Source organism: Planctomycetota bacterium (assembly GCA_039819165.1).
Lineage (GTDB): Bacteria > Planctomycetota > Phycisphaerae > Phycisphaerales > UBA1924 > JAHCJI01.
This window is the reverse complement of sequence record JBCBSM010000001.1, coordinates 22,316-34,522: the sequence shown is the minus strand read 5'-3', so window position 1 is coordinate 34,522 and position 12,207 is coordinate 22,316. Positions and strand designations below refer to the sequence as shown.

The window sequence follows — 12,207 nt, the reverse complement described above, 5'->3', positions numbered from 1 at the left end:
AGGGCACGCCCTAGAAGCCGCCGACGCGCTCCCAGATGTTCAGGAACGCCAGCACGTCGAAGATGGTGATCTCGCCGTCGTCGTCTTGGTCGGCGATCTCGAACTCGGTGAGCGGGCGGTCCTTGCTGTTGTTGGCGCCCGCGTGCGGCGTGGCGGCGTAGGGGAACACGCGGTTAAAGGCGATGTCGTTGGCCTCGACGTTGTCGCCCACGATCGTGATCTCGGCGTAGTCCGGCCCGCTGGCGATGGCCGTCAGCGCGATGTCGATCACGTCGTCGCCGAAGCGCCGGCCGTTGGGCCACCCGCTCGAGATACCGCCCGTCACGTCGTCGCCGATGAAGCCAAACCGGCTGAAGCCCGGCTCACCCGCGAGCGGCACGGGCCCGGTCGTGGTCGCCACCCGCAGCACATCGGGGATGAACACGGCCACGAGGTCCTGGCGATTGCTCGACTCGAACGCCGTGCCGAACACGAGGTTGATCAGGTCGGCCAGTTCGGGATTCTCGGCAAAGATCGCGAACTGCGCGTCGTCGACCGGATCGGTCGCGTTGAAGCGGTCCTTGTCCGAGAGCGGGACGAGGGCCTCGTTGAAGAGCGGGTTGCCCAGGCGGTTGATCTGCACGAAGGGGCCGGACAGCTCGAATTCGTCGCCGCTGATGCGCGTGAGGGTCTGCTGCCGGCTGACCGATGCGAACACGCCCACGCCCGTCTGCTCGCCGAAGAAGGCATCGCTGTAGGTCGACGCGGGCAGATCGTCGACGGGAATCTGGATGCCGAAGGTCAGCACGTTGAAGCCGCGGAAGCCATCGGTGCCACCGCCGTCCTGCCCGAGCCCGTCGCTCAGGTCGCCGTTGTTGTCCAGGATGCGGGGGTTGAGCAGGTCGAAGGTGCCCGGTATGTCGGCGTAGAAGCTGTCGTCCCGCGGACCTGCGAAGACGGCCGCCCCGCCTCCGGCGTCGAAGATCGCCTGCCGCGTGTAGGCGTCGAGATCGTCCAGCGACACCGCCCCCGAGACGGCCTTGCCGGCGTCGTCGTTGTACAGCGGCGTCACGCGGCTGCCCGGGTTGGGCAGGCCGACCAGTGCATCCTCGATGATCGCGCCGGCCGAGGCCCCCTCGACGCGGGTCACGGTGTAGGTCTGCGAGAAGTTCTGACGCGCGTCGCCGATGGTCATGATCGGCCCGGGCTCGGTGCCCAGTCCGTAGGAGAGGATCGTGCCGGGGTTCACCAATCCCGCGTCCACCGCGGAGAATTCGAAGTCGTATCGGATCAGCGTCTCGCCGGTGGATGGGCTGGTGATGTGCAGGCTGTAGCGGGCGTCGGACGCGAAGCGGTCGTAGTGCGGACCGTCGCCCGGCTCGGAGAACGGTCGTACGTTGGCGATGACGTTGAGCACGGTCTGCGACGGATCGTCGTACCGCCTGCCGAGGAACGCGTACACGTCGGTCAGGTTGGCCTGTGGGTCCTGCTTGATGAGTGGAGCATCGCTGTGGCTCGATGCCGCCAGCGCGCCGCCGGCGTGGGCTGCACCCGATGCTGCTAGCAGGCACGCAACCGTGGCCGAGGCGATGGCTGTTCGTATGGTGGTCATGGTCGTCTCCGGCTGGAGGGGCGCAGCGTCGCCAGGGCGCGCCGCTCGCGCCGCACTACGGTGCGCTCCGACATAGAAATGAGATCGCCCGCGCAAGGGGCCGGCCCGCGCCGGTCGCCGTGCCATGCGGGGCGACGCCGACCGATTCGGGGGCATCCATGCCTCGCGATGCAGCCGCGCGCTGATTTCTTGCGCGGTGCGCCGCCGCCCGCGGATACAGTGCCGCGTGCCCCGCGGCGTCCACCAGCCCGAGCCCCCTCCGGCCGCGGACCGAACGGCCCATCGCACGGGACCGACGATGCTCGAGCGCATCGCCGCGGGCGACGCCGAGGCGGTCCGCCCGGTGCTCGACGCCTATGGAGGGCTGGTCTGGTCCATCGTGCGGTCCAGCCTCTCGAGCCCGGCGCAGGCGGCCGACGCCGAGGAGGTGGTCCAGGACGTGTTCGCGTCGGTCTGGCGGGACGCGCACCGCTTCGATCCGGCGCGCGGCTCGGAGAAGGCGTTCATCGCCACCATCACCCGCCGGCGGGTGATCGATCGCCTGCGGCTCGCCGCGCCGCCGACGGCAACCGCCGCCCCGCTCGACGCCGCCGAGCTCGCGGCTGCGGGAGCAACCAGCCTAGATGAGCAGGTCCGGGAAGTCGCACGCTGCTTCGATGCGCTGCCGCAATCGCAGCGCGGCGTGCTGCGATTGTTCATCGTGGAAGGCCGCACCCACGAACAGATCTCGGCGGCCACGGGCGTGCCGCTGGGCACGGTGAAGAGCCACATCCGCCGCGGGCTCGCGCAGGTGCGCGAGATGCTCGAGGCAGGGGAGCAACGACCATCGGCTTCGCGGGAGGCGTCCTCATGACCGAGCGACCCGGCAACATGCACGAGGCCGGCGGTCCTGCCGCGCCCGGCAATGGCCGGGGCGACGCCCGCGACGAGCCGGCCGCGGCGTTGCTGCACCTCGCGCTCGCCGAGCCCGCCGAGCTGCCGCCGCACTTGGCCGATCGCCTCGAAGCCACGGGCCGCGCAGCCCTCGACTCGGCGCCGCCCGCCGCGGACCTGCGCATCGATCTGGAGCGAAGCGCCGACGCGGCACGACGTCGCGGACCGGCGTGGATCGGCTGGACGATCGCCGCGGTCGTCGCCGTCGCCATGTCCGCGGCCCTGGCCGTGCTCGCGGCCCAGCTCGGCCACCGCGATGACCGCATCGGCGAGCTCGAGCAGCGATTGGCCGACGCCCGAGACCAGATCGCGGAGAACGAATCCTTCGTGGCTTCGCTGCGGCGTGAGGTCGGCGCCGCGGGCCGCGAGAACGTCCGCTTGGCCGAGGCGTTGGTGCAAGCAACCAGCGATCTGGACGCTGCCCGGCTCCGCATCGCTCGGTACGAGCAGCCGCAGGACCCGGCCGTGCTCGCCCAGGATCGCCGCAAGCTGCTGGACGTGCCGGGCACCATCCGCCTGGCGTGGTCGCCCTTCGATCTTCCCGACGCGCCGGCGGAACAGCAGGGCATCGGCGGTGATGTCGTCTGGAACGACGAGCTGGAGCAGGGCTATCTCCGCTTCGTCGGCCTCGAACCCAACGACCCCGTGAGCGAGGTCTACCAGGTCTGGGTGATCGACGAGCGGGGCCTGGAGCAGAAGGTCAGCGGCGGCGTGTTCAACGCCACCGCCGAGGGTGAGATCATCGTGCCCGTCGATCCCGCGCTCGATCTCGGCCGCGTGGCGCTCTTCGCCGTCACGGTCGAGCCGCCGGGTGGCGTCGCGGTGCCCGACCTCCGACGACGCGTCGTGGTCGCGCCGCGCGAGGCGGGCTAACTCGCCGCCGGCTAGGCGCACCCCGCGTCGAACGCGTTCTGGAACGCCAGAAAATCGAAGATCGTCAGAGCGCCGTCGCGGTCGAAGTCGGCGAGGGGGTCGCCGGCGTCGAATAGGTTCTGGAAGGTGAGGAAATCGAAGATCGTGAGCGCGCCGTCGCCGTCGAGGTCGGCCGGGCACTGGCACTCGTCGGGGATATTGTCGAGGTTGGCGTCGCGGCTGGTGGCATTGGCGATGTCGACGAGGTCGTGCACGCCGTTGGCGTTGCAGTCGACGGGGACCCCGCCGCCGATGAAGACCGGTCCGCGGCTTTGCTGCTGGCTGCCATCGGGCGCGCCGGCTCCGCCCTGGCCCGCGGGACCAACGTCGTAGGTCGCGTCGGTGAGGTCGACCGCGCCGCTGCCGGCGACCCACAGGCCGATGCTCGGTCCGCCCGCGCCAGCGCCACCATTGCCGCCGTTGCCACCGCGACCACCGTTGCCGCCACGTCCGCCGTTGGAGCCGTCGTCCTGCTCGCTGCTACCGCCGTACTCGTTGCCGGCCGTGCAGAACCACACGCCGCCGTTGCCGCCCTCTCCGCCTTGGCCGCCGAGGCCGCGTTGGCCACCATTGCCGCCACCCTCAGTCGTAAACGTGGAACTCGTCACGATGACGCCGGTCGAGTCCTGGATCGCCAGGCCGATGGACGCGCCTCCGCCCAATCCACCCGGGCCGGCACCGCCGCCTTCACCACCGGCGCCCCCGCCGGCACCGGCGCCGCCCCAGCTGTTGCAGCTATTGGTGCCGCCACCGCCACCACCACCGCCGCCGCCGCCCGAGCCGTGCTCACCGCGCGCACCCGCCGTGCCGTTGCCGCCCGCGTAGAGCCCGCCGCTGAGCGTGCCCTCGACGCCGGGGAAGCCGGGCAGGCCGTTCGTGCCGTTGCCGCCGTCGCTGCCCAAGAAGGACGGGAACCCCGGGATGTCGAACGGGCACCAATTCCCGAATCCCGAGAGCACGCCTGCACCGCCGGCACCGCCGCGGGGTCCTTGGCCCGAGCCACCGCCCACGCCGGTTCGATCGTCTCGGCCGGGTAAGCCTCCGGTGCCGCCGGGGAAGCCGGGGCCCATGCCGCCTCTGCCGCCGTTCGGGCGGAATCCGGTGGAGCAGAACAGGTCGCCGTCGTCCTCGACGCCACCCCCGCCGAGGCGACCGTTCTCGCCCCGCGTGCCATCGCCCGCCAGCCCGCCGTCCCGACCATCTTGGGCCTGGGCGGCGGCGAACTCGCAGTTGCTGATGAACACGTCGGTGCACTCGAAGAGCGAGAGGCCGTACGTGCTTTTTGAGGCGGTGCTGGCCGAGGTCATGCTGACGCCGTCGAGCAGGATCCCGAAGCGACCCTGCACGAGCGGATTCGACAGCCGGATCTCGGTGCGATTCGCATCGGGATCGCGCGACCAGCCGTCGGACGCATCGAAGCCGCCGAGGATCTGTTGCTGGCTGAAGATCGAGCCCGCGTCGTAGACGCCACGGTCCAGGTATATCGGGCGGTCGGCGCTATACAGCGATGTCGCGCGGCCGAGCGTCGCGACGGGCTCATCGGCGGTGCCGGGGTTCGCGTCGTCGCCCAGCGTGGCCGACACGTAGACCGACCCCTGCTGGGCGATCGCGTTGGTCGCGGCGAGGGCCGAGAGGACGAGCGTCGCGGTGCGTGTGGAGGTGCCCTTGAGGGTGCGTGGCATGGCCGTGCTCCGGTTTGGGAGTTGCTCTGGACTCGCGGCGTCGCACGCCGCTCCACCCGGAACGCGACGACCGCGGCCGAATCCGGCAACGGTCGTCGAGAAATCCAGGGCGATGGAGTCCGGTTAACAGGATCAGCAGCCGGTGTCGAAGGCGTTCTGGAACGCCAGGAAATCGAAGATGGTTAGCACGCCGTCGCCGTCGAAATCGGCAGCCGGATCACCGCTGTCGAAGAAATTCTGGAACTGCAGGAAGTCGAAGATCGTGAGCTCGCCGTCGCCGTCCAGATCGACGCGGCACTGGCACTCGTCGGGGATGTTGTCGAGGTTGGCGTCGCGGCTGTCGCCGTTGGCGATGTCGACGAGGTCGTGCACGCCGTTTGCGTTGCAGTCGACTGGGATGGCGCCGGCGGCGCTCGTCGAGCCGCGCTGGTCGAGCCGGGCGCCCGCTGGAGCGCTCGGCAGACCGCCGAGGCCGGCATCTCCGACGTCGAACGTCACGTTCGTGGCGTCGACGGCCTCACCGATGATCCACAGGCCGATGCTCGGCCCGCCTGCGCCGCCGCCACCACGTCCGCCGGTACCGCCTCGGCCGCCGTTGCCGCCGGCACCGCCGTTGGAGCCATCGTCCTGCTGGGAGGTTCCACCGTAGAAGTTGCCGGCGGTGCAGGTCGGGATGGCCCGGCCACCGAGGCCGCCCTGGCCGCCGGTGCCGCCTTGGCCGCCGTCGCCGCCCTGTCCGCCGCCGCCGGTGGAGACCAACGCGCCGCTGATGATGATGTCGGACGACGACTCGACGAGCAGGCCGATGGATGCGCCGCCACCCTGGCCGCCATTGCCACCGCTCCCGCCCCCGCCACCGGAACCACCGCCGCCGCCGCCGCCGCCATAGCTGTCGCAGCTCGCGGTTCCACCGCCGCCGCCACCGCCACCGCCGCCGCCGGCCCCGGGCTGGCCGCTGCCACCGAGCTCGCCGGATGCCGGGACGTACGCGCCGCTCTCGATCCGGCCCTCACCGCCCGCCGGTCCGGTAGTTCCGTTCGCTGCGGGCAAGCCATCGGAGCCGACCGAGTCCCGACCCGCGAACGGGAAGGGGCACCAGTTGCCCAGGCCCGGGAACGAGCCCTGGCCGGCCGCGCCGCCGCCGGGGCCGCTCCCCGCTCGGCCGGTATCTCCAAAGTCGCTGCCACGCCCGGGCCGCCCGCCATCGCCACCGGGGAAGCCGGCGCCGGTGCCGCCGAACCCGCCGAGGGGTCGCGGCGAGCTCGTGCATCCGGGCAAGCCACCGCCGTCGCTGCTCTCGACGCCCGGCATGCCGATCTGGCCGTTGCCACCCCGAGCGCCGTTGCTGCCTCGGGCGCCGTTGCGGCCCGCCCCGGCGGCCTCGGCAACGAACTCGCAGTTGCTCGCGAAGAAGTCCTCGACGCCGCGGAGCACCAGCCCGTAGCGGCTGGTGCTGGTCGACGGCTGCATCGTGAATCGGATGCCATCGGCCATAACGCCGATCGCGGCGACCGTGGGCTCGGTCGTCCGCACGATCGTCGTGTTGAGCGACGGGTCCCGGCTCCAGCCATCCCCGGCATCGAAGCCGCCCAGCAGTGCGGTGCCGCTGGACAGGCGAAGATCCGAGTACTCGCCCGCGTCGAGGTAGATCACCCCGGAACCGGCCAGGGTGCGCGCCGTGGCCAGGGTGGCCACCGGCTCACCCCGCGTGCCCGGGTTCGCGTCGTCGCCCAGCGAGGCGGAGACGTAGATCGGGGCCTGGGCGAGAGCGTTGGCGCCCGCCGCCGCGGCGAGCAGGCCGGCGGCGGTCCGCGTGATCATCGAAGTGCGTGCCATGGGTGTGCTCCGTGTCCGAGAACGTGCCGCGGCCGATCGCGAGCCACACGCGTGGCCTTGAACGCCGCCACCCGGAACGCGACAATGCCCAGAGCACCCGGCAACGCTCTGTAGAGATTGTGCGATGGACGTATCCCAGCCCGAATCCACCACGCTGCTGCAGGCCGCGGCCAACGGCGACGCCGGGGCGGCCGAGCGGCTGGCGCCGATGGTCTACGACAACCTCCGCCGCCTCGCCGCGGACCGCCTGTCGGGTCACCGCGCCGACTGGACGTGCCAGCCCACCGCCATCGTGCACGAGGCCTACCTCCGCCTGGCCGACCAGGACCGGGTCGACTGGCGGGGCCGGACGCACTTCTTCGCCCTGGGCGCGGAGATGGTCCGCCGGGTGATCGCCGACGAGGCCAAGCGCCGCGGCCGCCAGAAGCGGGGCGGCGGCTGGGGGCGGATCACGCTGGACGGCGCCCAGCTCGAAGCTGGCTCGGCGATGCTCGACCCCGCCGACCTGGACGACGCGCTCGCCGAACTCGCCGCCGTCGACGAGCGGGCGGCCCGCGTCGTGGAGCTGCGGTTCTTCGGCGGGCTGACCGAACCCGAGGCCGCGAGCGTGCTGGGCGTCAGCGAGCGCACCGTGCGCGGCGACTGGCGCTCGGCGAAGGCCTTCCTTCGGCGGGCGCTGACCGGCGGCCGCACGAGTGGAGGCGGCGATGCCGGCTGAGGATCTCTATCGGCGGGCGAAGGACGTGTTCCTGCGCATCTGCGACGCGCCGGCCGATGCCCGCGACGCGATCCTCGACGAGGCCTGCGGCGGCGACGACGAGCTGCGGGCCGAGGTGGGGAGCCTGCTCCGCCACGACGACGAGGACGGCGCCTTCGGCGACGCCCTGCCCGCCGGCACGATCGTGGGCGGATTCGAGATCGTCCGCGTGATCGGCAGCGGCGCCATGGGCGTGGTCTACGAAGCGCGGCAGCGCACGCCCGAGCGCGCTGTGGCGCTCAAGATCGTCCGCGGTGGCGCAGTCTCGCCGTCCGTCCACCAGCGTTTCGAGCAGGAATCGATCGCGCTCGCGCGGCTGCAGCACCCCGGAATCGCGGCGGTGTTCGGCGCGGGCGTCGATCAAGAGAGCGGCGCACCCTACGTCGCCATGGAATTGGTTCGGGGCATTGCGCTGGATGCGTGGGCGGGGGATGGGGCCACCTCGCTGCGGGATCGCTGCGCCATGCTCACGGGCATCGCCGACGCCGTACAGCACGCCCACCAGCGCGGCGTCATCCACCGCGACCTGAAGCCCGGCAACATCCTGGTGGATGGGGAGGGCACGCCCAAGATCCTCGACTTCGGCATCGCGCGACTGACGGGCGACGACACCGAGGCCTCCACGCTTCGCACGCTGCCCGGCCAGGTCATCGGCACGCTCGCGTACATGAGCCCCGAGCAGGCGGCGGGCGACCCCGACGCCATCGACGCCCGCACCGACGTGTACGCCCTGGGGGCGCTGGGGTACGAGCTGCTGTCGGGGCAGCTTCCGATCGACGTCCGCGACGCGTCGCTGCCCGGGGCGCTGCGCGCCATCCAGGACGACCAGCCCCGCCGGCTCGGCCTGCTCGATCGGCGGCTGCGAGGCGACGCCGAGACCATCATCGCCACGGCCATCGACAAGGACCCCGAGCGGCGGTATGCATCCGCGGCCGCATTCGCCGACGATCTGCGGCGGATGCTCCGCGACGAGCCCATCGCCGCCAGGCCGGCGACGACGCTGTACCAACTCCGCAAGTTTGCACAACGGCGCAAGGGGCCGGTGATTGCCGCGGGGGTCATCGCGGCCACGCTCGTGCTTGGCACCGGCGTGAGCGTGGCCTTCGGCGTGCAGGCTGGCCGCCAGCGTGGCCTGGCGGAGCAGCGCTTCGAGGACGTCCGTGCGATCGCCAATACCATGCTGTTCGACCTGCACGATGCCCTCGAGACGGTGCCCGGCGCCGTCGACGCACGGCGGCAGCTTGTCGCGACCGGGCTGGCCTACCTCGATCGCCTGGCGCAGGATGCCGGCGAGGATCCGGCGCTGCTCGAGGAGCTCGCCGAGGCATACTTCCGGATTGGCGACATCCAGGGCAATCCGCACCGGGCCAACCTCGGCGACGCCGAAGCCGCGTTGCAGAGCTACGCGACGAGCATCGAGCTCCGCCGCCGGCTGGCGACGATCACGCCGAGCGACGCATCGACGGTCGCGCTCGCGCGCACGCAGCTCGCCGCCGCCGAGACGCTCGCCAGCACGACCCGCGCCGGCGAACTGTCGGCGCAGCTTCGTATCGCCATCGAGACGATCGAGGGCGTCGCGACGCCGGAGGCAGAGGGCCTCCGCGTGACGGCGGAGCAGCGGCTCGGCACGGCGCTCATCAACATGGGCCAGCCCGACGACGCGATCGAGCACTTCCGGCTCGCGCTCGCGGCGTCCGAGCGGCTCGCGAGCGGCGGCGACCCGATGCTGGTCCGCCGCCTGACCATCGGCCTCAACGGCCTCGGGCTCACGCTCGTGCGGCTGGGCCGTCCCGAGGAAGCGCTGCCCTACCTCGAACGCTCCATGGCCATCCGCGCGGAGACGGCCCGCCTGAACCCACAGAGCGCCCGCGCCCAGCGGGACCTCGCCCTCGTCCACCACCGGCTCGGCGATGTCCGCCGGGATACCGACGATGCAGACGGAGCGATCGAGCACTATCGAGCGGCTCGGGACATCCTGGCCACGCTCGCGGGTGCCGACGAAGCCGACGCGAGGGCCCAGTTCGACGCATCGGTGGCCGAGGAAAAGCTCGCCAACGCGCTGCTGGACGGCGAGTTGCTGGATGACGCGAGGCGGGGCTTCGCGGATGCACTCCGCCGCCGGCGTCAGCTGGCCGCCGACAACCCCGGCAATGAGCTCTACGAGATGGCGGGCGCCATCGCGGTCGAGCGCGTCGCCCACTGCGATCGCTTGCTCGGCGAGCACGCGCAGGCCCGCGACGGATACCGGCAAGCCATCGCCACCGCTCGATCCGGGCTCGACAACGACCCGGGAGACGTACGGCTCTGGACCGTAGTGGGCGTCGCCCAGAAGGGCATGGGCGCCTCCTATCTGGACGCCACTGACGCCGACCCAGCCGAAGCACGCCGCTGGCTGGAGCAGAGCGCCGCAACGCTGGCGGCGATGCGGCAATCCGAGATGGTTCCGACGCGGAACACGCTCACCGAAGCGCGACTCAACGAGTTGCTGGTCCGCTGCGAGCGGCCCTAGCCGCCCGAACCGAGCGGCGCCGTGATGTCGTAGGTCGTGGGCGCATCCGGGCCCACCGGAATTCCCAGCGCGAACACCCAGATGTAGAAGAGCGCCGTCCACGCGATGATGAGCGCAATCGAGTACGGCAGCATCGTCGCCATCATGGTGCCGATGCCCAGATCCCGCTTGTACCGCGTCGCGACCGCGAGGATGAGCCCGAAGTAGCTCATCATCGGCGTGATGATGTTGGTCGTGCTGTCGCCGATGCGGTAGGCCGCCTGGATCACCTCGGGGCTGTAGCCGATGGTCATCAGCATCGGCACGAAGATCGGCGCCGTGAGCGCCCATTGCGCACTGGCGGACCCCAGCATCAGGTTCACGAAGCAGCACATCAGGATGAACGGCAGGAATACCAGCGGGTTGTCGAGATTCAGGCTGATGAGCAGGTCCGCGCCCTTGACCGCGAGGATCTGCCCCAGCCCCGAGTAGCCGAAGAATGCCACGAATTGGGCCGCGAAGAAGACCAGCACGATGTAGAGCCCCATGCTCCGCATCGCGTCGGCCATCGCGTGGATCACGTCCCTATCGGTCCGCATCGTGCCGACGACGCGGCCGTACACGAAGCCCGGCACGACGAAGAAGACCACGATCATCGGCACCACGCTCCGCAGCAGCGGGCGGAGGGCCTCGGCCCCGGTCGCATCGGGGTTGGGGTTGCGGAGCACGCCCCACCCGGGCAGCCATCCCAGCAGGCTCCGGGCGGCCTCGCCCCCCGGGCCGGCCAGCACGACGATACCCACGGCGACCACGAGGGCGCTCGCCGCGGCCCAGGCGACGCCCCGCCACTCCTGTGCCGACACGGGCGCCATCTCCTTGGATTCGGCCGACGCCAGCCGCACTTCGTCCTCTGCTTCGGACGGGTCGTACGCACCGAGCCTCGGCTCGACGATGAAGGTGGACACCGCCCAGCACACGCCCGTGACGAGGAACGTGCTGGCGATCATGAACCACCAGTTGACCGCGGGGTGCACCTCGTAGGCCGGATCGATGAGCTGCGCGGCCTCCTCGGTGATGCCGGCCAGCAGCGGATCGACCGTGCCGATCAGCAGGTTGGCGCTGTACCCGCCCGACACACCCGCGAACGCGGCGGCCATGCCCGCCAGCGGATGGCGTCCGAGCGCGTGGTAGATCGCCATGGCCAGCGGGATGAGCACGACGTAGCCCATCTCGCTGGCCGTGTTGCTCAGTACGCCGCAGAACACGACCACCGCGGTGACCAGCCGCGGCGGTGCACCAAGCACCAGCCCCCGCACGACCGCGGTCAGCAGGCCCGACTTCTCCGCCACGCCGACGCCCAGCAGTGCGACCAGCACGGTGCCGAGCGGTGCAAAGCTCGAGAAGTTGGTCACGATGTTCTGGCCGATCCAGCGGATACCGGCGGCGGACAGCAGGCTCTGCGTGGTGAGCCTGGGGGCGTTGCGCTGCTTGGCAACCAGCGTCGTGCCTTCGTCGCTCTCGAACGTCACGGTGGGATGCTCGTCGTCCGGCGCGGACCGCACGCCGGAAACGGTGAGCGTTACCTCCATGAGTGAGTGCAGGCGGCCATCGGGATCGTCGAGGACGTCGAAGGCGATCGAGTTCTCGTCCTTGTTCTCGGCAACGAGCATCGGCGGCGAAACCGACTCAGCGATGGACACGACCGTCAGCTCGGCCTTCGGGGCCAGCGTGCGGGGATCATCCGCGCCGACCTCGAGGAAGGTCGCGATCGCCGAGATCACCACGATGGCTAGCGCGAGCAGCGCGAACAGCGTGACCGGGTGCGGCAGCAGGTTGCCCAGCCACTCGACAACGCCAAGGAACCGCGCCAGCGGGCCCGACGGCCGATCGCCCGCCGGTCGCTCCGCCCCACCACCCGCCGCATCGCGTCTGTTGGCCATGCGGCTAAGGTAGCGCGAGCGGGGCCGAGATCACGGCCCACGACGCGGCCGGCCGCGTCATTCGCATC

General features: G+C 71.2%; 8 protein-coding genes. 4 read left to right on the top strand and 4 right to left on the bottom strand.

Going from position 1 to position 12,207, the window contains the following annotated elements; genetic code table 11:
* Positions 1–10: 10 nt before the first annotated feature.
* Entirely contained in the window at positions 11–1,591 is a 1,581-nt protein-coding gene (locus AAFX79_00125) for a DUF4331 domain-containing protein (GenBank protein ID MEO1006955.1), read from the bottom strand.
* Positions 1,592–1,817: 226 nt separating this feature from the next.
* On the opposite strand from AAFX79_00125, the gene AAFX79_00120 reads away from it, so the two are divergent.
* Both AAFX79_00120 and AAFX79_00115 read left to right on the top strand, forming a co-directional pair.
* Positions 1,818–2,444, top strand: coding sequence for a sigma-70 family RNA polymerase sigma factor (locus tag AAFX79_00120; protein MEO1006954.1), 627 nt, complete (start codon positions 1,818–1,820; stop codon positions 2,442–2,444).
* Positions 2,441–3,397 (top strand): anti-sigma factor, encoded by a 957-nt coding sequence (locus AAFX79_00115; protein MEO1006953.1) that lies wholly within the window; start codon positions 2,441–2,443, stop codon positions 3,395–3,397. Before AAFX79_00120 ends, AAFX79_00115 begins: the two co-directional genes overlap by 4 nt.
* Before the next feature lie 11 nt (positions 3,398–3,408).
* Here AAFX79_00115 and AAFX79_00110 read toward each other — a convergent pair whose 3' ends face one another.
* Complete coding sequence (locus AAFX79_00110; GenBank protein ID MEO1006952.1) at positions 3,409–5,118, bottom strand: GC-type dockerin domain-anchored protein; 1,710 nt, start codon at positions 5,116–5,118, stop codon at positions 3,409–3,411.
* 132 nt (positions 5,119–5,250) lie between these two features.
* Complete coding sequence (locus tag AAFX79_00105) at positions 5,251–6,954, bottom strand: GC-type dockerin domain-anchored protein (protein ID MEO1006951.1); 1,704 nt, start codon at positions 6,952–6,954, stop codon at positions 5,251–5,253.
* 124 nt (positions 6,955–7,078) lie between these two features.
* On the opposite strand from AAFX79_00105, the gene AAFX79_00100 reads away from it, so the two are divergent.
* Positions 7,079–7,672 (top strand): ECF-type sigma factor, encoded by a 594-nt coding sequence (locus AAFX79_00100; protein MEO1006950.1) that lies wholly within the window; start codon positions 7,079–7,081, stop codon positions 7,670–7,672.
* A complete protein-coding gene (locus AAFX79_00095) occupies positions 7,662–10,220 on the top strand; it encodes a serine/threonine-protein kinase (GenBank protein MEO1006949.1) in 2,559 nt (852 codons plus the stop codon). The genes AAFX79_00100 and AAFX79_00095 overlap by 11 nt, the downstream gene beginning before the upstream one ends.
* Here the strand turns inward: AAFX79_00095 and AAFX79_00090 are convergent.
* Positions 10,217–12,139 carry an AbgT family transporter gene (locus AAFX79_00090; protein ID MEO1006948.1) on the bottom strand — a complete coding sequence of 641 codons (1,923 nt, stop codon included), beginning with the start codon at positions 12,137–12,139 and terminating at the stop codon, positions 10,217–10,219. The two genes, AAFX79_00095 and AAFX79_00090, sit on opposite strands and share 4 nt — an antisense overlap.
* Between the last annotated feature and the right edge of the window lie 68 nt (positions 12,140–12,207).